The sequence below is a fragment of the Lacisediminihabitans changchengi genome (assembly GCF_016634425.1).
Lineage (GTDB): Bacteria > Actinomycetota > Actinomycetes > Actinomycetales > Microbacteriaceae > Lacisediminihabitans > Lacisediminihabitans changchengi.
Genome location: NZ_JAEPES010000001.1, coordinates 1,019,676 through 1,041,254 on the forward strand (window position 1 = coordinate 1,019,676; position 21,579 = coordinate 1,041,254).

Below are 21,579 nucleotides of genomic sequence, written 5' to 3' on the forward strand. Positions count from 1 at the left end.
GTCTGAGCGCGTGCAGAGTCTTGGCTGAGCATCCGAGCAAACGGGCACGTCGCTGTAACGCGCTCGACTCATGGCGAACCTATGCTGAGTGGTCGCGACGATGCACACGAGAGACGGTGCACAAGCGACACGGTGCACATGCGAACTGTGCATCATCGGCCTGCATCACTGACGAGCGCCGGCTGCGGCAACATCGACGATTGGTAAGAGAGTGCTTCGTGTCATCAGTTACAACCTCCGTGAGGACCATGCCAGCGGTGAGCTCACCGCCCTGGTGCGGGGCAACGACCTCGACGTTCTCTGCCTGCAGGAGGCGGACACAGACAAGTTGCCGGCTGAACTCGGCAATCTGCACATGGCGGACTCCACCAAGCGCAACCGCCTCGGCCTCGCCCTGTATTACAACCGCGAACGCTTCACCGCCCTCAGCACCCAGACGTTCGCCCTCAAAAAGTCGATGCACGACCGCGTCATGCGTCCGGCCCACGAGCGCCTGATCGGCACGAGACTCACCGACCTGCGCGACGACCGCGACCTCATCGTCGCCTCCTTCCACGCTGCTCCGCTCACCGCTCTCAATTCGCTGCGTCGTGAGCAGATCCGCGCCGCGCACGAACAACTGCGCACCATGGGCGAGGGCATTCCCGAGCTGATGGTGGGGGACTACAACTATCCGCTGTTCCAAAACCGTCTGAACCGCACGGTCAAGGAGTCGGGCTACGAGCTGTCGCTCAGCGACCGTCGTACCTACACCCGCTACAAGTTCTTCCGCGGGCACTTCGATTTCGCCACCTCGATGGGACTGCGCATCGACAGCGTCGAGACGCTCAAGCGTGGCGTCTCCGACCACCTGCCGATCCTCATCCGAGCCTCCTGGTTGGATGCCGCCCCGCTCGAGACTCCCGCGGCCAGTCTTCCGGCCTAACCTGCCCGATCGCGACGCCCGGGAGTACTCTCGGACTACAAGTCAATACGCCTTCGAACCGCTGCGGGAGAGTTCTTCCACCCGTGAAGACGCCGTAGGAGCAATCCCCTCCGGGAATCTCTCAGGCCCAAGTACCGCGCGGTGAGGCGACTCTGGAAAGCAGCGCGGCATCCAGTCGTGTTCACCGTCGGTGCAAGCGCCTCAGTCGAGGATGTCGAAACTCTCAGGTCCGATACAGAGCGGAGGGAACGCATCACGGTGCGCACACCGACCCGCTCGACCCAAAGGTTTCCATGACTGACATCGCGTTTCATGACTGACACTGCGCCAAGTGACGTAGGCCCGCGCACCGCTCCGGCTGAGCGTGGATTCCGCCGCACCGGCCGAGCGTCTGCGACTCGTGACCTCGGCCCCGCTCTTCCACCGCTCAGCGTTTTCGACCTGTTTACTGTCGGCATCGGGCCGTCAAGCTCGCACACCGTGGGCCCAATGCGCGCGGCCGCCGCATTCGCCGCCGAGCTGTGCGAGCCCGAGGCCTCCGGCGTCGAGCTGATCGATCGCGTGCGGGCCATCCGCGTGCACCTCTACGGCTCGCTGGCGGCCACCGGAGCCGGTCACGGCACGATGGACGCCGTGCTGGTCGGACTCGAGGGCTACCTGCCCGACGAGATTCTGCCCGCGGAGATGACCGAGCGACTCGCGGCGCAGCGGGTGAGCGGCGAAGTGCTGGTCTCGGGGCGTCGGCCGGTGGCGCTTATGGCATCGGACATCCGTTTGCACCCGCTCACGGTGCTCGACCAGCACACCAACGGGATGGTCTTCGAGGCGTTGGACGCCGACGGCGCTCTGCTGCGCGCAGCCACCTACTTCTCGATCGGTGGCGGCTTCATCGAGCGCGAGGGGGCCGGGCGGGTCGACGTGTCGAGTGGCCCCGACCCGCTTCCGTTCGCCACGGCGGCCGAGCTGCTCGCCCATTGCAGCGCAGAGGGTCTGCCGATCAGTGGCGTGATGCTGCGCAACGAGCTCTCTCGGCGGAGCGAACCGGAGGTGATGGCCGGGCTCATGCACATCCGCGACGTGATGGAGGAGTGCAAGAACAACAGCCTCGCCCGCAGCGGAAATCTTCCTGGTGGCCTCAACGTGCGTCGTCGCGCCCCTGACTGGCACCGCCGCCTGCTTGCGGAGGACGTCGACCGCAGCCCGATCTACTGGCAGGAATGGGTGAACCTGGTCGCTCTGGCGGTCAACGAGGAGAACGCCTCGGGTGGGCGAGTGGTGACAGCGCCCACCAATGGTGCCGCCGGAATCATCCCCGCCGTGCTGTTCTACGCCACGCACTATGCGCCCGGCATGGCCAGCGCCACGGCCGAGGAGAAGGATGCCGTGGTCGCGCGCTTTCTACTCGCCTCCGCGGCCGTCGGCGTGCTCTACAAGCGCCAGGCCTCCATCTCGGGTGCCGAGGTCGGCTGCCAGGGCGAGGTCGGCTCGGCTTCGTCGATGGCTGCTGCAGGTCTCGCCGAGATTCTCGGCGGCACCCCGGAGCAGGTCGAGAATGCCGCCGAGATAGCGATGGAGCACAACCTCGGTCTCACCTGCGATCCCATCGGTGGTCTCGTACAGATTCCGTGCATCGAACGCAATGCGATTGCCGCCGCGAAAGCCATCAACGCCGCCCGCATGGCGCTCTGGGGCGATGGCGATCACCGGGTGTCGCTTGACGAGGTCATCGTGACGATGCGGGAGACCGGGCGCGACATGAGCTCCAAGTACAAAGAGACCTCGATGGGCGGCCTCGCCGTCAACGTGGTGGAGTGCTAGCGAGCCAGAAGTGCTAGTGAGCGAGCAGTACGTCTAGCCACCGAAATCGTCCGGCAGCGCGTCCCGCTTGCCGCTGGCCCGAAGCGCCAGGTTGCGCCTCTCCCAATCCCGAATCGCCTGGCGCTGCGGCTCTATCGCCATCGATTCCCCGCAGTCCACAAGGCGTTTGCCACAGCTGCAGGTGGCCTTGTCGGTGCTGTGATGGAGGCGGTCGAGCTGCCAGAGCACGGCCATAATGCGGTCGTTGAGACGATTTGCGAGTTCGGCACGACGCTCGGCCCGGGTCACTACCTCGTTCTCGACCAGAGCGCGGGATCCGCCGAGGTCGGTCGCGGCGAAGTCGTTCGCGATAGCGGTGGTGAGTTCTGCCACGCGGGCTCGCAGCTCCGTTTCGGTGGCGGCCGCGGACATCCGTTCCGCGTCCGTCGTCTCGGCAAGATCCCTATACCGCTGAGCCAGTTCGCTGTACCGCGCCGACCACATCGCGAGGTGATCGAGGTCCCGCTTCTCTGCCTTGCCGTCGCCGTAGTGGCGGGAGCATTGCGCGCAGACCAGTTGGTCGTTCGGCGACGAGAACGTGAAGGGTTGGATCAGGCGGCAGCAGTAGCACTCGACGTCGACGGCGACGTGCAGCGGGTAGGGGTGAGCCATCGATCTCCTGGGGGTGGACGCACGAGTGGACCAGTGCGTGGACGGGCGGACAGCTGGTTCAGTGGAGCGTACCGCGGGCGCGCGACTGCGCGAGTCGCGCCGCCGAGGCGAGCACGACCCGCGCGGTCGTTCGTCATGCCGCTAAGCGCGCAGTGCCCGACGACGAGCGCTGAAGGCGAGGCCGAGGCCCGCGATCACGGCCAGCAGGCCGACCAGCACGCCGCCGAGCACACCGTTCGCTCCAGTGAAGGCCAGCGCCGACGGAGAGACGGCCGCCGAGACCGACAGCGCCGCGGTGCCGAGCGAACCGGACGGGGACGTCGTCGTGGTCACGGGCGTGGTTCCGGGGTCGGTCGGAGCAACCGGGGTCACTGGCGGGGTCACCGGAGTGACCGGGGTGACGGGCTCGACCGGCAGGGTCGGTGTGGTCGGGCCATCCGTCGCAGTGTCACCGATGATGCTGATCGCGTTGCCGCTGAGGGTGATCGGCAGGTTCAGACCGAGACCGAGCTGTGTGCCACCGAGGATGCCGCCGTCACCGAGGGTGGTCGACCCACCGGTGATGGGACCGCCGGTACCGGCAGTCGTGCCGCCGGTCGAGCCGGACGACGACGAGTCGCCCAGCACGCTGATCGCATTGCCGGTCACGCCGATCGGAGCGGAGACATTGGGCACGATTTGTGTTCCACCGAGAATCGAGTCGGTTCCGGTGGTGGTGCTGCCCGTTGCGCCCATTCCAGTTCCGGTGCTGCTGGAGCCGCCCGTGCTGGATCCTGTGCTGCTGGATCCGGTGCTGGACGAGTCGCCCAGCACGCTGATCGCGTTACCGGTGATGCCGATCGGCGCGACCGCCGTCGGGAGCACCTGCGTGCCGCCAGCAACACCGTCGTTGCCATTGGTCGTCGCGGGTGCCGCGGGTGCGGTCGGGGTTGCCGCGGGAGCGGGTGCCACCGATCCCGTGGATGCCGAATCGCCGAGCACGCTAATGGCGTTACCGGTGACCGTCACCGGCAGCACAGCGTTCACCACTGCCTGGGTGCCGCCGAGCAGCGACTGGGTGCCGCTAGTCGTCGGTACCGCCGGAGCGGGAGCCGCGGGAGCCGGAGCGGGAGCTACCGAGCCGGTGCTCGCGCTGTTGCCGAGCAGCGAGATCGCGTTGCCGCCGATGGTGATCGGTGCGGTGACGCCGGCGATGGCCTGGGTTCCCGAACCAACACCGTCGCTACCGCCGGTCTCGGCGGCGTTGGCCGCGGTTGCGCCGAGGAGCGTGAGGCCCCCGACGAAGAGAGCACCCATGAGGGCTCTAGAGACTATTTTGTTCATGACTGAAGTACTCCGATTCTTGGGTCTGATTGAGTCCCGCTATCGCGGGGAGGATCCGTCTGTCATCGGCGACGCGATGACACGGATCGGCTCAGTCAGGCGAAGAACCGGGGTCGAGCGTGAGGGAAGACGGAAGGGAGTCGTCAGCCGACGCGATCGCGACGGCAGCTCCGACCGGCACGGCAAAGGCGAAGTCGGCGGAGAGCGCTGGCGACGCCGCACCGCCAGAACCGGCACCGCTGGAAAGAGACCCAGAGAGCACCCCGACGGATCGGTCTGCGGGCGAGCCACCGAACGGCGAGGTTGGCGCTCCCGGCGCCGATGGCGCAAAGGAAGACACTGGGGCGCGGAGAGACAACACGACATTCGACGCTGACGTGCTCGAAAGGGCCCGGATGAAACGGATGTCCGACCGCGAATCCGACGCCACCGCCGCCGCTGTCGGGTCGGCTGCGCCAAACGCCGCCCCCAGGTCAGGGTTCAGCGTGATCGAGGGGATCACCCCTGCGCCGTGCACCGGGGTCAGGACGGGTCCGACAACCGTGCCCACGACATCCGTCACGGTGCCGAACAGCGGGGTGACCAGCGGGGTGACCACCGGGCCGAGTACTGGGCCGACAACCCCGTCGAGGCTGGAGGTCACCGGCGACGTAGCTGCCGTTACCGGGGCAGCACCGGTGAGCTGCGAAACCACCGGAACAGCCGCGACGACGGCATCCACGGTGCGGGTGATCGGCGCCACAACGGTGGTCACGGGCTGCGCAGCGGGTTGGACGGTCGGTTGAACAATTGCTGTGACGGTGCGGGTGACTGCCTGAGTTACCGGGGCCACCACCGCCGGCTGCTGGGGGAGAACCGCAGCAACGGCGGAATCAACCGTGGAAGAAAGGGAGCCGAGGAGGGACGGAGCTGGAGCCAAGGGCTGCGCCGCGGGGGCTGCCGGTGAGGCTTCGTCGGCCGACGCCGAATTGGTGGTACCGACGACCACCCAGAGCACGGCGAGTGCAACGCCGAAGAGAACGAGGAAGAGGGCACGCGGGAGAGTGGTCCCCGCCTGCTCCAACTCATCCAACTGCGACACGTCTCGACGCATTTCCATCACCCCCCGATGATGTGTGCAACGGTACGCCGCACAGAATGCTCTGTCTACGGCACCGGCCCCCATTTTTCTGGGCGTCTTCTGCGCACTCGCCGCACAGTCATATAAACACCCAGTCCTCTGCACGCTCCGGCCTCCGCACAACCGGTCGGCGCTAACCTAGAAGGGCAATGAACCAGGAGGTCCGCGTGACCATCAGCAGTCCCGTCACCCGCGTCGACACCTTCACCCCGCAAGAGCTCGAACGCGTCCGCTCCGATTTTCCGACCCTGAGCACCGAGGTCAACGGACACTCGCTCACCTACCTCGACTCCGGCGCCACCTCCCAGAAGCCACTCGCCGTGCTCGATGCCGAGCGTCGGTACCTCGTCACCGAGAATTCCGCGGTGCACCGCGGCGCGCACAGTCTTGCCGCCGAGGCGACAGAGACCTTCGAGAACGCTCGAGCGACCGTCGCGCGCTTCGTCGGCGCCGGCGAAGACGAGATCGTCTGGACGTCGGGCGCGACGGCCGCGCTCAACCTGCTCGCCTATTCACTTTCCAACGCTGGAAGCGGGGGAGCTGACGCCGAGCGTTTTCGCGTCGGCCCCGGCGACGAGATCCTGGTCACGGAACTCGAGCACCACGCCAACCTGATCCCCTGGCAGCAGCTCGCCGCGCGCACCGGGGCGACCCTACGTTTCGTGCCGATCGATGATGATGGTGCGCTCGACCTCGACGACCTCGACCGTCTGATCACCGAAAGAACGAAGATCGTCGCCGTCACCCACGTCTCGAATGTGCTCGGTGCCGTCACACCGATCGAGCTGTTCGTCGCGCGAGCACATGCCGTCGGGGCTCTCGTCGTTCTCGACGCCTGCCAGTCCGCGCCGCATCTCGCCCTCGACCTGCACGCCCTCGATGTCGACTTCGCCGCGTTTTCGGGGCACAAGATGCTCGCCCCCACCGGCATCGGCGTGCTGTACGGGCGCCGCGAGCTGCTGAACGCCCTCCCGCCATTTCTCACCGGCGGTTCGATGATCACCACGGTGACCATGGAAAGCGCCGAATTCCTCCCGGCGCCGCAACGATTCGAGGCCGGCACGCAACCCGTGTCTCAGGCGATCGCGCTCGGCGCTGCCGTGGACTACCTCAGCTCCGTCGGCATGGATCGCATCGCCGCCCACGAGGAGCTGCTGGGGCAGCAGCTGGCGGAAGGATTGAGCGCCATCGACGGGGTGCGGTTGCTCGGACCGGCGGCCGGCGAACGCCGGACCGGACTGGCGAGCTTCGCTGTGGCGGACATCCATGCTCACGATCTCGGTCAGTTTCTCGACGACCGCGGAATTGCGGTGCGCGTCGGGCACCATTGCGCGCAACCGCTTCACCGCCGCCTCGGTCTCACCTCGAGCACTCGGGCCAGTACCTACCTCTACTCCACCGAGAACGAGGTCGACGAGTTCCTGTCCGGCGTCACCGACGCCATCACCTTCTTCGGAGTACGGCCATGAGCACCACCGACCTGCAGAACCTCTACCAGGAGGTCATCCTCGATCACTCCCGGCGGCCGCACGGCTTCGGGCTGCGTGCCGATCCCGACGCACACTCGCACCAGCTGAATCCCACCTGCGGCGACGAGATCACCCTCGAGTTGCACCGCGAGCAGGGAACGGATGTCGTGACCGCGGTGCGCTGGGAAGGACACGGCTGTGCGATCTCCCAGGCCTCGGCCTCGCTCTTCTCCGGCCTCGCCGAGGGACTCACGACCGCGGAGATCAGCACCCGCATCGATTCGTTCCGCGAGGCGATGCGCTCCCGCGGCACCATCGAGCCCGACGAGGAGCTGCTCGGCGACGCGGTGGTTCTCGGAGGGGTGTCTAAGTACATCGCTCGGGTGAAATGCGCGATGCTCGCCTGGGTTGCCGCGGAGGACGCGCTGGCGAAGCTCGGCGCGTAGCCCCCTGCCCCGCGCTGGATCGCCACCTCCCGCCGCTCATCGAACCTGCGGCAGCGAGGCAAGCGGGCGTCACACGCGGTCATGTCGTTGCTCTTCACCGCCTCAGCGACGAGGCTGAGAGAAGACAGTCGAATCAGAGACAGTCGAATCAGGGTCAAGAAAGTCGGAGCACAGATGAGTTCGAGCAGTCCGGCACCTCAGCCACAACACAGCCCGTTGGCACAGGTGCAGAGCATCGACGAGCACGCCGGGCTCAGTGCGACTGACTTCAAACTCGCATTTCGCAATCACCCTGCCGGAGTCGCGGTTGTGACCGCCGACGCCGGCGACGGGCCCGTCGGCTTGACCGTGACATCCGTCTTCTCGGTCAGTGCCGAACCACCGCTTCTGGTGTTCTCCATTTCTGGCACGTCGTCGAGTGCGCCGACTCTGAACCGGGCGGACACCGTGGTGGTGCATCTGCTCGGCGCCGACCAGCTCCAGGTCGCCAAGCTGTTCGCGACGAGCGGGGTCGACCGTTTCGCCGACACCTCCAGCTGGAGTCGCCTGGTTACGGGCGAGCCGTACCTTCCTGGCGCCCCGGTGTGGATCCGCGGCCGCATCATCAACCGTATGGTGGCGGGCAGCTCCACCGTGATTGCGGTACACGCGCTGCAGGCGCACATCTCCGAGTCCGAAGCGCCGCCGCTCGTCTACCACAACCGCACCTGGCACCACGTGGGGGAGCATTCCCGTCTCGAGGGCTGACGCTCATCCCGTCACCCGCGGTTTCGCGCACCTGACCGGTTTAGGCGGTGGCGTAGAGCTCGCGTAACGCCTCATCGAAGGTCGTATACCGCCCGATGGGCCGCGATTCCGGGTCGGCCAGCATCAGCCCCTCAGAGGTTCGCACCAGCGAACCGGCCTTGACGCCAGTTACCTGGTGGTGGATGACCCACCGCCCCTGCCCGGCATCGACAATGTAAAACATCTCACCGATGGTCGCCATGATGCGCCGCCTTCCTGACTGCAGCACAACAGTAGGCTCGGGCGGCCCGCGGCCGGTGGCGTGCGGATGACCGGTGGGCGACGATCGGGTTAACGGAGCGCACACCGGTTGCACGCAGCGAACCGCTGACGACCCGCTGTCGAACCACCGCTAATGGTGATCAGACGAGCTGCGTTCTCGATTCGGCTGCGTCGATCAGCCGTTCGTCGTGGGAGGCGACCAGTACCGCCTTGCCATCGCGCACCAGGTCGCGCAGGATCGAGATCACCGAATCGGCGCTCTCGCGGTCGAGGCCGGCCGTCGGCTCGTCGACCATGACCACCGGAGGGTCGAGCAATAGAGCACGGGCGAGCGCCACCCGCTGCCGTTCACCGCCACTCAGTCGGGCCGGATGACTGCTGGCCCGATCCCAGACGCCGAGCCTGTTCATCAGCTCCGCGGCATGGGGCGCAAGTTCGGTGCTGCGCCGTGCCGGAACCGCGGGGAGCAGCACGTTCTCCAAGGCGGAGAGGCCCGGGATGAGCGACCCTCCCTGGTCGAGGTAGCCAATGCTCGCGCCGCGTAGATTCGTAACGTAGTCGTCGCGGAGCTGCACGATGCTTTCGCCCGCCCACAGGACGTCACCGAGGGTCGGGGGAACGAGTCCCGCCGCCACTCGCAGCACGCTCGTCTTGCCAGAGCCGCTTCGTCCGGCGATGCAGTGCATCGAGCCCGCGTGGAGGCCGAGCGTGAGGTCATCCACCACCACCAGCGGCTCACGGCCGGGACGCTCGTAGTCGATCCTCACGCCAGCGAGGCGCACGGCGACATCAGTCGTCACCCGGGAGTGCATCATGAACGGGTTCCCTTTCGTGAATCGACCAGCAGTGCGGCCGAGACCAGCGCAGCCGCCAGCACCGCCACGACGACGAGAGCGGTGCGGTCTACCGGGTCTGTTGCGGTCGCCCCCATCCAGGCGAGTTCTGCGGCGATGACTATGGCCGGAACCACGATGACGCCAAGCTCTGCGTGGCGTGCCGAGCGCAGGTTACGGGCTGACCAGCCCATCGCCCGCAGTGCTGAATCGTCAGCGGCGCGACGGGCGACGACGATACGTCGCACGACGAGCGACAGCGCCACTCCCGCCACGAGTGCGACAGCACCGAGCAGCAGCTGGGCCACCGCGGCCTGATCGACGGTGAGTCGCGCCACGAGGCTCGCGCCAGCCGAACGTCGGCCGTCGATGAACACTTCAGCGACCCCCGCCGCCGACAGACCTGCCAGCACGATCGCCGCTGCCTGCGAAATGGACACGGGCAACTGACTTCGGGCTCGCCGCAGGCCGAACCGCAGGGTCGTGGTCACGCCGTAGCGAGCTCCGCCACGATTCGCGGATGCCCGCCGCGGCCGCATCGGCGTGTGCGTCTGCGTCCGGGACCTCACCGCGCGCGCGCCGCCGGCGATTGCGGCGAGTGCGGAGGTAAGGGCGACCACGCTCGTGGCTGCAGCGATCAGCACGGGCGTCGTCGCCATCCCGGACAGGAGGATAGCGGCGACGCCCGCCAGGACGACGAGTACCACTCCGTTGATCTCCTCTGCGGCCAGCCAACGACGGACGCGCCATGACGTCCAGCCCATTGTGCGCAGAGCGCCGGCAGCTTCCCGGCGACGCGGGATCGAAACGACCTGCACCGTGGCGAGTAGCAAAATGACACCCCCGAGCGCGATTCCGAGCACGGCCAGCGACGACGTCGAGACCGCGGTGTCGGCGAGAGCCGCGGCGCCGAGTTCAGACCACTGCTGGCGCACACCGTGCAGGGTTCCGACCCGCTGCTTCTCATCGGCGGTGGTGGTGCCGAACGCATAGTTGTCGACGGCAAGGTCGACGGACGTAGGCGACGAGCCGGCAACGAGGGTTGCCGTGAAGCCGAGCTGGCGAATCGCGGCGGCGACGCTCGCCACTCGTTCTCGCGCATCCTGGGTGTACGCGGAGATGCCAGCGACGCGCACTCGGATGGCGGAGACGGGATCCTTCTGACCCCAGGCGGCCGCACTCGCGATGGGCGCGATCGCGACGGTGCGCGGGCTCACCAGTCCCAGTCCGGAGACGCTCGGCAGCATCTTCATCCGCTCGCCGTCGCGCTCGACGGTGGTTTCCGCGGACTGGTAGGCGCCCAGGGGGACGTAGCTCTCTGGCGATTGCAGTTTCGCTACCTGGCTCGTCGAGAACGACCCGACGGGAACGACGAGGTTCTGGTGGGTGAAGTCCATCGGACCGATCGACGACACCGAGCTGTAGACGCTCTCCAGGCCGGCATCCGTGCCCGACTTCTTCGCCGCGAACGGGTCTCCGCCGTCCCGCATCGACGGCGACACGGGTCGCGCGAAGCCCGTCCCGGTCAGCGTTGTGGGGGAATGCGGCTTCGTCGGCATGCCGCCCACCGCTCCGAGCCAGTTGAGCGAGAGGACGTCGTAGGTCGGGTCGAGTGACAGTCGGTCGGGGTCGGTTCCCGGCCAGGGGACTTCGACCGTTCCACGCGCAAACGGGTTCAGCAGGCCCGACGCATCGGCTGTCGATGTGCCGACCGGAGTTCCCGTGCCCTGCGGCAGGGTGAACGACTCGGACCCGACATCGCCTCCCGTGCGTGGGGCTGGCCCGAGTGCGCTGATGGTCGCGGTCATCGTCAACGGCGCCGAGCCCGTCGAGGTCGTCAGGAGAGGCACGAAATTTTCGTCGACTGTCTCTGAGGCGCCCTGGTCGACCTGGTATTCGGCGAAGAAGTCCGCGTACTCCTTCGCGATCTCCGGGTCGTTCGAGAATCGATTCTGCGTGTGCATCTCCGACGCCCGAGCCTTTCGCTGCTCGACGAAGTTCCGAGCGAACGGGCTGGATGTGCGTGTCGCCCACCGGTCCATGTCAGCGGCAGAGGTTCGGGCGTGGGCGCGAACCGACTGCAGCGGCGCCAGGAACCGGCCGGCCTTTCCGAGTATGGCGCGTTCGGCATCCGGGTCGACCAGGGTGATCCGGGTCGACCCCACCGGCGACATCATTGCCGGAAATCGAATCACGCCATCGGTCAACAGCCCGCCTAACCGAGTGGATGATCCCTCGAACACGGTCGCGGCATTCTGGTAGGTGGCGCTCACCTCGGCACACAGGTGAGGGTATTTGGCGACGTCCACCGGGTGATCGAGAAACGTGCACGATGTCGGTGCCGGCGGCTTCGGCGTCTCGTCGATGACGACGGTGTTGGTCGTGCTCGAGACGAGTCTCTCTCCGAGACCATCGTTCGTGGTCAGCCGCGTCGTCACGGTGAAGGCCTGCGGAACCTCGGAGGCACCCGCGACGCCCTTCGGCACTGACACCAACGGAAATCCGTAGCGCAGTTGCGCAGCCTGCACCTCGCCGATCGGTGCGGCGACGTCGATGCCCTCGATCGAGCGGATCGTGGCGACAGCGGCCAGCGGCATCCGTTTTCCGCTCGACAGCGCATTGGTCGGAAGCAGACCGTTCGAGGGCGGATGACTGCCCTTCGCCGTCACCAGGATGTCGTACGCACCCCGCCAGTTCGCATCGAGCGTGTGCTGCAAGATGCTCGCTGCCGCGCTCTGGATTCCCGCAGCCGAGAGTGTGACGACGGCGAGCAGCACCACCGCGATGAGCCGTGCTCGATCCCGCCCCAGGCGCCGCATCGCGCCCGGTACTCGCATTCGAACGGGAGCCTTCTCTGCGGTCACGATTTCAGAGTTTATCTCGACGTCTGGCGGTGCCCGCAACCGCGAGGTGCTACGGGGATCACCAGCACGGATTCGTGCTCGTGGCGCTCGACGCCAGCGCAACGCCGTGCGGTTTCGCCCAAGTGCTTGAGGTCGATGGCTTCGCTCACCTCGAACAGCCGTCGGTGCTGCCGCAGCACACTCGGCTGGGGCACGGTCGTGATCTTCTGAGAGTTGCTGTGCTCGAGGCCAAACAGCGCGGCTACGACCGCACGACACTTCGCACCTTTGCCGATATCCCGTGGAACGCTCCCTTCTACGCCACCGAAGCTTTGTCGAGTGCGGGCCTGTGAGCGATTCCACCAGCGCCTTGCTCGCGCGGAAGCTGGTCTCGGGCTCGGGAGGCACGGCCGCCGGGTGCAGATGGTCGCGTTGTTCTGGCCGCGGCGCGCCAGCCACCCGCGCAGACAGAGCGCCAGCGATGGCAATCCTCACCGGGCTGCCTCACTGCTGCGCAATTACGCCCGAGCAGCACGATACCGAGCGGTCAGGCACCCCTCCTCCACATTGGCCACCTGGGCGCAGTTATCCACAGGAAACCCTGGTCAGAAGGGTAATTGTCGGATGGAATGTCGGTGGTCGGTGAGACGCTGTCGACATGGAAAACTCGCCCGCGACCCTTCTCGCCGACCTGTCAGAGGTGTGCGCTGACGGGTTCGACGGGTTCGCCGGTGTCGCGTCAGATCAGCTGCTGCGGATGGTTGCGGATTCCGGCATCGTGCAGCGCGCCGTCGACGCGATCCGGGTGACACTCGCCGGCGAAGTCGTCGAACGATCCGCCCCGCATCTCGGTGCCGAGGGGATGGTCCGGCAAGCAGGCCACTCGAGACCGGCAACGTTCCTGGCCGAGCTGTGGCAGATCAGCATCCCGGAGGCGGCACGACTGTGCGACCTGGGGACTGCAACGCGATCGAAACGCGCGCTGGATGGCTCCCCGTTGCCGGCCCGGTATCCCGCGGTTGCCGCTGCGGTCGCGGATCTGTCGCTGGGGGTGGAGGCGGCTGTGGTGATCGTGCGGGAACTGGACCTGGCCGCCCCCTTCTGCTCCACCGAAGCGCGCGCGGCGGGGGAGCGGCTGCTGGTGGAGCATGCGCCGGGGTTGACGGTGAAGCAGATCGCGGGGGTGGCCCGGCAGGTGCGGGACCGTCTGGATGAGGACGGTGCCGAACCCCGCGATGTGATCCGGAGGCAGCGGCGAGCACTGTCGTGGGTGACTGAACCGGATGGGATGGTGCGTCTGGTCTGGGTAATGCCCCCAGAAACCGCCGGACTGGTGCGTGCCGGGATCGACCAGCTCGTCGGTGAGCAGTTGCGGGCTGCCCGCGACAGGGTTCCCGATTCTTTGGGACAGGACGGTAGTGCCGACAGTGATGATCGGACCATGCCGCACCGCCGCGCCGATGCCGCCGAAGACCTCTTCCGGCAGGCGGTCAACTGCACGTGCGGTGCTGGTGGTGGTAGTGGTGGTGGTGGTGGTGGTGGTAGTGGTGGTGGTGGTGGTAGTCCGTTGGTGACGATGGTCGTGCGGATGAGCCTCGACCAATTGATCACCGGGCTCGGCACCGCCCAGATCGATGGGATCGATGCCGGGATCTCCGCCACCCGGGCGCGGATCATGGCGGCAGATGCGAACATCATCCCCGCAGTCCTTGGCGGTGCCGGGGAAGTCCTGGATCTGGGCAGGTCGCGGCGACTATTCAGTCCCGCCCAACGCCACGCGTTGGCCGAAACCTATGGCGGGTGTGCGTTCCCGGCCTGCGCACACCCACCGAGTTATACCGAAGCGCACCACCTCCAGTGGTGGTGCAGCGGTGGGGTAACGGATCTGGACAACGGGATCCCGTTATGTTCGTTCCACCACCACCGCATCCACGACGACAGCTGGGAAATCCAACTTCGGGAGCAGGTTCCGTACTTCATCCCGCCACCCTGGATCGACCCCGACCAAACACCCCGACAAGGAGGCATAGTGGTGATAGCGATGTGAGCCACGCACGTCGGCGGCACGCGCCACCTCCGCCGCGCGACCGCAGCCGTGGCATCTCAGCCGCGCGACCTCAGCGGCGCGACCTCAGCGGCGCGATCTCAGCGGCGCGACCTCAGCGGCGCGATCTCAGCGGCGCGATCTCAGCCGCGCGACCTCAGCCGATCAAGCGGGGTCCGAGCTGGGGCGACGGGTCGGCGCCGACAGTACTGTGCTTGACCTCGACCAAGATCGTGTGCGTCAGTGTGCTGCCGCTGTTCGTACCGCGGTGAAACTGCGCAGGAAGCCAGACCGCGCGCCCCGCGGGCAGTTCAACATCGGTCGACTGCGTCCCGTCGGACAACTGACGCTCGAACCCCGTGAGAGTCACCATCACGGTGTTCGGGTGATGATGCAGCGTCGGGGCGTCGCCGGGTACATCGGTGTACTCCAGTACCCGCACGTCGTCGTTCTCCCACAGCACCCGGTTAAGCTGCGGGTCCGTCACTACCGGGTCGGCGTCCATGACCGCACTGCACTCTTGCGGCCCCTCGCACTGGAGAGGATGTCTTATCCCAGCGATAGGACGAAGGCTCGTGAGGCGACTCGCGTCATCGGTAACCGTGCGCCGCCGCCGACCAGCGCGCTTCAACCGCCACTGCGCGTAGTGTTCGCGGCATGGCACGCGACGAGTCTGAGATCTCCGCGATCGCGGAAGACCTGTACTCGCTGATGCCGCGGGACTTCATCGCCCGCCGTAACGAGCGTGCGAAGGCCCTCGAAAAACCTCTGGCGGCAGCCGTTCGGGCACTGACGAAGCCGACCCCGGCGGCATGGCTGGTCAATCAGGTGAGCAGGCACCACCGCGAGGAGCTCGACATCGCCATCGCGCTCGGCACCGACCTGCAGCACGCCCAGGGCAACGCCGATCGCGTAAGCATCCAACGCCTCAGCAAGCAGCATCGTGAAGTAGTCAGGAAGCTGGCGGCGCGGGCGCGCGAACTCGGTGCAGAAGCCGCGGTGTCGACCTCGGCACCTGTACTCGACGAGGTGGCGCAGACGTTTTCTGCCGCCATGTCGGATGCGGCGGCGGCCGCAGCGGTGCGGTCCGGCATCCTGATCAGGTCGTTGCAATCCACCGGGCTGGAGCCGGTGGATCTCGAGGGTTCACTCGCACTGCCCGACCTCGTGGGCGCCATCGCCGTGCGGAGTGCACCATCGGCAACGTGGGCGTCGGCAACGGCCGACCGCCGCGCGGCAGCGGAGCGGCAGCGAGTCGCCGAGGAGAGCCTGGACCAGAGACAAAAAAGCGGACGAGAACAAAGTCGAGAACAGAAACGAAAACAGACACAAGCACAGAGTCGAGAACAGACACGGGAACGCGAACGCGAACGTGCGCTTGCAGAACTCCAGCGGCGCCTTGCTCGCGTGCAGGAGTCGGTCGAACGGGCGAGTCGGCAACTGACCGAGATCGACGACGCACGAGAACAGAAGACGGCACAACTCGACGCCGCGCGCGATGAACTCGCGCACCTGCACCGACAGATCGATGCGCTGTAGTCGTCGTGGCTGACCAACGTGGCTGACCATGCGGCGCGGGAGCACAGCGCGGGCATCCTTCCTTTTCGGATGCTCGGTGCTGACCTCGAGGTGTACCTGGGTCACATGGGTGGCCCGTATTGGTCGCGCAAGGATGCCGCGGCCTGGTCGGTCATCAAGGGCGGACTCGAAGCGGGGGAGACGCCTCTGCGGGCGGCACTCCGAGAGTTCAGAGAAGAGACCGGCATTGCCGCCCCGTCGGTCGACTACCGCCTACTGGGAGAGTTCACGCAGCCTTCCCGCAAGATCGTGACGGTGTTCGTCGCTCAGATCGACGACCTCCCGGTCGCGCTCTGCGGCAACACCTTCGACATCGAATGGCCACCGCGCTCCGGCCATCTGCAGAGCTTCCCCGAGATCGACCGCGGCGGATGGTTCGGACTCGAGGTCGCCCGCAGCAAGCTCTTGCGCGGGCTCGTGCCGGTCATCGATGCCCTCGCCTTTCTGCGTCCGGCGCAAGGCCCGCGCGACATACCGCCGCACTGACCCAGGCCGCCCTGACTCAGAGGGTCAGTGCGCGGCGTCGGATCGCGCGAGATCGGACCGCGAAGGCGCGGTGATTGCCGGCCCGAGCAGCGACCGACCGCCCAACGGGCTCTCCTCCAGGGGAAGTACTTCCGGCGCGCCGAAAACGAGGGTGAACAGCGCCACCGTGATGGCTCCGGCGGCGAGGATGGCCGCCAGCACGATGAGCTGAAACTCCGCCGCCTCCAACGGCGAGGCGCCGGCGAATACCGCCCCGACAAAGGCACCGGGGAGTGTCACGATTCCGGTGGTACGAGTCTGATCGGTCGACGGGATGAGCGCGGTAGAGGCCGCCGCGCGTACCGCTCGCAGTGCCGCGCGCCTGCTGGTCGCTCCCACCGACAGCCAGGCTTCGATCTCCTCGCGCTGCGCGAGGATCAGGCCGCCAAGCGACCGTCCCATCAGCGTCGAGACCGTCATCGTGTTTCCGACGATGATTCCGCCGACCGCCAGAACGTACCGCGGTGAGAACTCGACGGCGCCGGTGACAAAGACCAGAGAGGTCGGCACCGCGGCCGCGATCACGACGGTTGCAGCGAGCACGGGAAGGTAGCGCCGCGGCAGACGCAGCCGCCGGAACACGACCCAGGTGGCGGCCACGACCATCACCAGCAGGAAGACCGCCACCCACAGCGTGCTGGTGATCACCCCGTGCAGAATCACGGTGAGGACTCCGAGCTGGAGCGCGGCCCGCAGCACCGCCCATGGCTGCAACCACGGATGCTCGAGTCGCAGGGCGAGCACGATCACCAGGGTCACGGCCGTCAGCGATGCGACGGCGATGAGGGTCACCCAGATGCTCACGATCGATTACATCACGGCATGCCTGGCTCACGCAGATCCGTGCGCAGTACCTGCGAACTCAACGCCAGATCGCTCAGACGTTTTTCGAGTCGCGCAGAATCTTCGCCAGCTCGGTGATGTGCTTGGCCTGTGAGGCGTAGTCGAGAGCGGCAGAGTTCCAGGCGTGGATCTGGCCGGTCTTCAGAGCGGGACTGGAAGCGAAGGTCGCTTGGTCGAGCAGGTCCTTCTTCTGGAACCCCTCGACGTTGACCAGCAGCACGTCCCCGGTCATCATCTGGGCGGCATTTTCCCAGCTGTACTTGTCCCAGTAGTACTCGCCGTCGGGGTGCAGATCGGTGAATTTCACGCCGAGGCTCCGATAAAGCTCAGTCTCCGGCTCATCGCCGGGTTTGACCACATAGACACCGTCGGCATCGGCGTACATCTGAGTGACTTCGAGCTTTGTCTGCGCGGCCGCGGCCCTGAGATCGGCCGCCGCGGAGTCGTATTTCTTCTTCGCCGCGGCGATCGTGTCAGGGTCGGCTCCGAGAGCGGTGGCGAGCTTGTTGACGCTCGTGATCACGTCACTACCCTTGCCACCGACCTTGATCGCGACGATGGGAGCGATCTTCTCCAGCTGGGTCTGCTGTTCCTTGTCGGCCAGGCTGTAGTAGGGCTCATCCTTATTAATGGTGCCCTTGCGGTCGGTCGGGTAGACGCCCGCGACGATCAGGTCTGGCGCAGCCTCGGCCAGCTTCTCGAGGTCGATTTCGCCATAGCTGTTACCGACGATGGCGGTCGAGGAGATGTCGTAGTCGGCGAAACGGTCATCGCTCGCGACCGCGACGCGACCAAAGACCGCGACCGGCTTCACTCCCGTACTGAGCAGCCCGAGGGCGTAGTCGGCGTAGCTGGCGATGCGCTTCGGCTGGTGATCGAGGGTCACCGTCTTTCCGGTGTCGTCGGTGAAGCTCCACGACGACGAACCGGCGTTGCCGCCAGAAACGGAGTCGGATGTCGCGCTACAGCCGACGAGACTGACGATCGCGAGGAGGGGGGCGAGCAGGAGAACGGAGCGGCGCACGGCCTTGGTTGGGGTCACAAAACTTAGGTTAGCCTACCCTTATCTTGCTGCGCGACCGGGAGGCTCATCGTCGGACTGGAGCAAATGGACTGGAGCGAATGGGCTCGATCTACGGGAGTAGAGCGAAACCGGAGGTGGTCTCCGCGCGCACGGCAGGAACCACGAGCGGCGTTCCGCTGCTGGGATCGGGCACCACCAACGCGTCAAGGTCGAAGGCAGAGCGCAAGATCTCGGGGGTGAGTACCTCCCATGGCGTGCCGTCGGCGAGCACCCTGCCCCGCCCGACCGCCACGAGCCGGTCTGAATACCGCCCGGCCAGCGACAGATCGTGCAGCACCATCACGACCGTCGCGCCCCGTTCGCGGTTGATCGAGCGCACCAGCTCGAGTAGGTCGAGCTGATGGCTGAGATCGAGAAAGGTGGTCGGCTCGTCGAGCAGGATCGTGGGGGACTCCTGAGCGAGAACAAGGGCGACCCAGGCACGCTGGAGCTGCCCGCCCGAGAGCGAGCCGACATCCCGGGCAGCCAGGTCGGAGAGTCCGGTCGCCGCGAGCGCCGCATCGATCACCTCGGCATCGCTGGAGGTCCATGACTTCAACAGGCTCTGATGCGGATGCCGCCCGCGCGACACGAGATCACGCACGCTAGTGGCCGACGGAGTGAGCGGCTTCTGGGGCAGGATCGCGAGCCGACGGGCCACCTCCCGGGTCGCGTACTCGCGCACCGGGCGCCCGTCCAGATACACGGTGCCCGTACTCGGCATCAGGATTCGCCCGAACGCCTTCAGCAGGGTCGACTTTCCGCTGCCGTTGGCGCCGATCAGGGTCGTGACCTTACCGGCCTCGATGCTGAGATGGAGTCCTTCGAACACCACCGAGCGCTCGTACGACAGAGTGATGTCGCGCACCTCGATGGCAGCATGTCGAGCGGGCCGATGAGTACTCGTAAGAGTTTCGGTCACAGTTTCTCCCGTTCAGTTCGTCGAGTGAGCAGCCAGATGAGATAGGGGGCGCCGATGATCGCGGTAATGATGCCGACCGGCACCTCGCCGGGCAGCACGCCGCGGCCCAGAGCATCGCCACCGGTCACGATGATGGCGCCGACCAGCCCAGCTGCGAGCAACGGAGGACGCCCGGTTCGAGTGAGCCTGCGAGCGATCTGCGGTGCGACGAAGGCGACGAACTCCACCGGACCGCTCGCCGAAACAGCGGCAGCGGTGAGCACCACCGCGCAGGCGATGACCAGCAGTCGATGGCGCTGCACCACCACACCGAGGCTGGTCGAGATCTCATCGCCGAGCTGCGTGATCTCGAGGTTCGCCGATTGCGTGAGCGCGATGGGCAGGATTACCGCAAGACAGATCAGAACGGGCCAGACGCTGGCCCAGGAGACACCGGAGAGGCTGCCGACCAGCCATTGCGCGGCCGCGGCTGCCTCGGTGATTTTGGCGTGCGCGATGAGGTAGCTGGTGACGCCGCCGAGGGCCGCGGTTGCCCCGATTCCGATCAGAATCAGACGGTAGCTATCGACGCCAGATCTCCAGGCGAGGCCATAGACGACGGCGGAGGTGATCATGGCTCCGAGCACCGCTACCGCGGGGAGCCCCAGGGAGAGAAGACCGGCTCCGACCGAATAACTCCCGCCGGCGAGCACAATGGCGGCCACGGCTCCGAGGCTCGCCCCGGAGGTGACTCCGAGGATGTCCGGGGTCGCGAGCGGATTGCGAGCGAAGGTCTGCGTGAGGGCGCCGGCCAGCCCGAGTGCGGCGCCGACAAGCAAACCCGCCACGACGCGGGGCAGGCGCAGCTCGACGACGATCAGCTGCTGTCCGGGCGTGCCGGCGCCGATGAGTGTACGCACGACATCTGCCCCCGTCAGCGAGGACGAGCCAGCGACCACGCCCCACAGAGCGATCACGAGAACCGCAACCAGGCACAGCAGCGTCACGACGACGACCCGGCTCTGTCGGCGCGTCACCGCAGCGGGCTTCGCCTCCCGCAGCGCCGTCACAGCGTCGCCATCCGTGCGCGTCTCACGATCACGATGAACACGACTCCGCCGAGCACAGCGAGTACGACCCCCACGGAGACCTCCGCGGTGCCACCGATGAGACGTCCGACGACGTCGCAGGCGAGCAGCACACACGAACCGATCAGGCCGGATGCGGGGAGCAGCCACCGATGGTCGCCGCCGATCGCTGCGCGCGCGACGTGTGGCGCTGTGAGGCCGACGAAACCGATTGGTCCGGTGATCGCGACGGCGCTGGCGGTCAGCAAGGTGATCGCCGCCAACCCGACAATCCGGGCGCGAACGAGGTTCTCGCCGAGCCCGCTGGCCATCTCGGCGCCCAGGGCGAGGGCGTTGAGAGAGCGGACATTGGCGACGGCACAGATGATGCCCAGCCCGGCAAAGATGAGGGCCGCGTCCACCCCGGCCAGGCTGCGACCGGAGAGCGACCCGACCACCCAGATGCGGTAGGCGGCCAGAGTCGTCTCGTCGGACAGGACTAGAAACGATGTCAGTGCGATCAACAGCGCCGAGACCGCCGTTCCCGCGATCGCCAGCGGGACAGGGCTCGAGAGCCCGGTGCCGAGCGCGGCGACGGAGAACACCACGATGCTTGCCACCACCGCGCCGGCGAGGGCAAGCCATAGCGTGGTGAGCACTGAACTCGTTCCGAGCACGTAGACCCCGATGACGACGGCGAGACTCGCGCCGGCCGAGACGCCGAAGATGCCGGGGTCGGCAAGCGGATTGCGGGTCTGTCCCTGCATGACAGCGCCGGCGACGCCGAGGCAGAATCCAACGAGCAGGCCGAGCACGGTGCGCGGAACGCGGGAGCCCCAGACGACGTCCCCAACATCCCGAGCGGGATCGAGCAGACCGGTCACCACCGCGGTGGGACTGATCAGATTGCTGCCGAGAATCAGGCTGACCACCGCGATGAGCGCGACCCCCGCAGTGAGTGCACCGAGCACGAGCGCACGCTGGTGGTGGGCTGAGGATCGGTACACCGTGTAAGCGTAGCCTTACCTAACTTGCACATCCTGACGGTGACCCCGTCCGTGCCCCTCACTCGAATCGGCATTTCCCGCAGTCTGGCGCCCTTTTCGTGTAACTTTTCGCCAC

The 21,579-nt window shown here is 66.8% G+C and carries 21 protein-coding genes and 1 riboswitch; of the genes, 9 read left to right on the forward strand and 12 right to left on the reverse strand.

Annotation, left to right across the window (positions count from 1 at the left end; all coding sequences use genetic code 11):
* Window positions 1-211: 211 nt before the first annotated feature.
* Both IV501_RS04785 and IV501_RS04790 read left to right on the forward strand, forming a co-directional pair.
* Window positions 212-925 (forward strand): endonuclease/exonuclease/phosphatase family protein, encoded by a 714-nt coding sequence (locus tag IV501_RS04785; protein WP_200555223.1) that lies wholly within the window; start codon window positions 212-214, stop codon window positions 923-925.
* Between the two features lie 54 nt (window positions 926-979).
* A riboswitch (glycine riboswitch) is annotated at window positions 980-1,072 on the forward strand.
* A gap of 342 nt (window positions 1,073-1,414) precedes the next feature.
* Window positions 1,415-2,743 carry an L-serine ammonia-lyase gene (locus IV501_RS04790; protein WP_234698114.1) on the forward strand — a complete coding sequence of 443 codons (1,329 nt, stop codon included), beginning with the start codon at window positions 1,415-1,417 and terminating at the stop codon, window positions 2,741-2,743.
* Between the two features lie 33 nt (window positions 2,744-2,776).
* Here IV501_RS04790 and IV501_RS04795 read toward each other — a convergent pair whose 3' ends face one another.
* From IV501_RS04795 to IV501_RS04805, 3 genes are all read right to left on the reverse strand, one after another.
* Window positions 2,777-3,394: a hypothetical protein gene (locus IV501_RS04795; RefSeq protein ID WP_200555225.1), complete on the reverse strand. Its 618-nt coding sequence runs from the start codon at window positions 3,392-3,394 to the stop codon at window positions 2,777-2,779.
* A gap of 141 nt (window positions 3,395-3,535) precedes the next feature.
* Window positions 3,536-4,690 (reverse strand): hypothetical protein, encoded by a 1,155-nt coding sequence (locus IV501_RS04800; protein ID WP_234698115.1) that lies wholly within the window; start codon window positions 4,688-4,690, stop codon window positions 3,536-3,538.
* A 118-nt stretch (window positions 4,691-4,808) separates the two neighbouring features.
* A complete protein-coding gene (locus IV501_RS04805) occupies window positions 4,809-5,810 on the reverse strand; it encodes a hypothetical protein (RefSeq protein WP_200555227.1) in 1,002 nt (333 codons plus the stop codon).
* 176 nt (window positions 5,811-5,986) lie between these two features.
* On the opposite strand from IV501_RS04805, the gene IV501_RS04810 reads away from it, so the two are divergent.
* The 3 genes from IV501_RS04810 (at window position 5,987) to IV501_RS04820 (ending at window position 8,499) form a co-directional block, all read left to right on the forward strand.
* Window positions 5,987-7,306 (forward strand): SufS family cysteine desulfurase, encoded by a 1,320-nt coding sequence (locus tag IV501_RS04810; protein WP_200555228.1) that lies wholly within the window; start codon window positions 5,987-5,989, stop codon window positions 7,304-7,306.
* Window positions 7,303-7,752: a Fe-S cluster assembly sulfur transfer protein SufU gene (sufU, locus tag IV501_RS04815; RefSeq protein WP_200555229.1), complete on the forward strand. Its 450-nt coding sequence runs from the start codon at window positions 7,303-7,305 to the stop codon at window positions 7,750-7,752. Before IV501_RS04810 ends, sufU begins: the two co-directional genes overlap by 4 nt.
* A 174-nt stretch (window positions 7,753-7,926) precedes the next feature.
* On the forward strand, window positions 7,927-8,499 hold the full coding sequence (locus tag IV501_RS04820) for a flavin reductase family protein (protein WP_200555230.1): 573 nt from the start codon (window positions 7,927-7,929) through the stop codon (window positions 8,497-8,499).
* 40 nt (window positions 8,500-8,539) lie between these two features.
* On the opposite strand, the gene IV501_RS04825 is transcribed toward IV501_RS04820, so the two are convergent.
* The 3 genes from IV501_RS04825 to IV501_RS04835 form a co-directional block, all read right to left on the reverse strand.
* On the reverse strand, window positions 8,540-8,740 hold the full coding sequence (locus IV501_RS04825) for a hypothetical protein (protein WP_200555231.1): 201 nt from the start codon (window positions 8,738-8,740) through the stop codon (window positions 8,540-8,542).
* A 160-nt stretch (window positions 8,741-8,900) separates the two neighbouring features.
* A complete protein-coding gene (locus tag IV501_RS04830) occupies window positions 8,901-9,575 on the reverse strand; it encodes an ABC transporter ATP-binding protein (protein WP_200555232.1) in 675 nt (224 codons plus the stop codon).
* A complete protein-coding gene (locus IV501_RS04835; protein WP_200555233.1) occupies window positions 9,572-12,457 on the reverse strand; it encodes a hypothetical protein in 2,886 nt (961 codons plus the stop codon). The genes IV501_RS04830 and IV501_RS04835 overlap by 4 nt, the downstream gene beginning before the upstream one ends.
* Before the next feature lie 80 nt (window positions 12,458-12,537).
* Here IV501_RS04835 and IV501_RS04840 point away from each other — a divergent pair, with 80 nt between their 5' ends.
* Both IV501_RS04840 and IV501_RS04845 read left to right on the forward strand, forming a co-directional pair.
* The gene (locus tag IV501_RS04840) at window positions 12,538-12,789 is read left to right on the forward strand and encodes a GNAT family N-acetyltransferase (RefSeq protein ID WP_200555234.1); all 252 of its coding nucleotides are present in this window, start codon (window positions 12,538-12,540) and stop codon (window positions 12,787-12,789) included.
* Between the two features lie 305 nt (window positions 12,790-13,094).
* A complete protein-coding gene (locus IV501_RS04845; RefSeq protein ID WP_200555235.1) occupies window positions 13,095-14,483 on the forward strand; it encodes an HNH endonuclease signature motif containing protein in 1,389 nt (462 codons plus the stop codon).
* Between the two features lie 154 nt (window positions 14,484-14,637).
* On the opposite strand, the gene IV501_RS04850 is transcribed toward IV501_RS04845, so the two are convergent.
* Complete coding sequence (locus tag IV501_RS04850) at window positions 14,638-14,985, reverse strand: cytoplasmic protein (RefSeq protein ID WP_200555236.1); 348 nt, start codon at window positions 14,983-14,985, stop codon at window positions 14,638-14,640.
* Between the two features lie 152 nt (window positions 14,986-15,137).
* Here IV501_RS04850 and IV501_RS04855 point away from each other — a divergent pair, with 152 nt between their 5' ends.
* Window positions 15,138-16,019: a coiled-coil domain-containing protein gene (locus tag IV501_RS04855; protein WP_200555237.1), complete on the forward strand. Its 882-nt coding sequence runs from the start codon at window positions 15,138-15,140 to the stop codon at window positions 16,017-16,019.
* Window positions 16,020-16,037: 18 nt separating this feature from the next.
* Window positions 16,038-16,544 (forward strand): NUDIX hydrolase, encoded by a 507-nt coding sequence (locus IV501_RS04860; RefSeq protein WP_307812178.1) that lies wholly within the window; start codon window positions 16,038-16,040, stop codon window positions 16,542-16,544.
* Window positions 16,545-16,568: 24 nt separating this feature from the next.
* Here the strand turns inward: IV501_RS04860 and IV501_RS04865 are convergent, their stop codons facing one another.
* The 5 genes from IV501_RS04865 to IV501_RS04885 form a co-directional block, all read right to left on the reverse strand.
* Window positions 16,569-17,387, reverse strand: coding sequence for an ABC transporter permease (locus IV501_RS04865; protein WP_200555238.1), 819 nt, complete (start codon window positions 17,385-17,387; stop codon window positions 16,569-16,571).
* Window positions 17,388-17,460: 73 nt separating this feature from the next.
* On the reverse strand, window positions 17,461-18,468 hold the full coding sequence (locus tag IV501_RS04870) for an ABC transporter substrate-binding protein (protein ID WP_200555239.1): 1,008 nt from the start codon (window positions 18,466-18,468) through the stop codon (window positions 17,461-17,463).
* Between the two features lie 91 nt (window positions 18,469-18,559).
* Complete coding sequence (locus IV501_RS04875) at window positions 18,560-19,411, reverse strand: ABC transporter ATP-binding protein (protein WP_307812179.1); 852 nt, start codon at window positions 19,409-19,411, stop codon at window positions 18,560-18,562.
* Window positions 19,408-20,460 (reverse strand): FecCD family ABC transporter permease, encoded by a 1,053-nt coding sequence (locus IV501_RS04880; protein ID WP_200555240.1) that lies wholly within the window; start codon window positions 20,458-20,460, stop codon window positions 19,408-19,410. The genes IV501_RS04875 and IV501_RS04880 overlap by 4 nt, the downstream gene beginning before the upstream one ends.
* Window positions 20,457-21,464 (reverse strand): FecCD family ABC transporter permease, encoded by a 1,008-nt coding sequence (locus IV501_RS04885; RefSeq protein ID WP_200555241.1) that lies wholly within the window; start codon window positions 21,462-21,464, stop codon window positions 20,457-20,459. Before IV501_RS04885 ends, IV501_RS04880 begins: the two co-directional genes overlap by 4 nt.
* Window positions 21,465-21,579 lie beyond the last annotated feature (115 nt).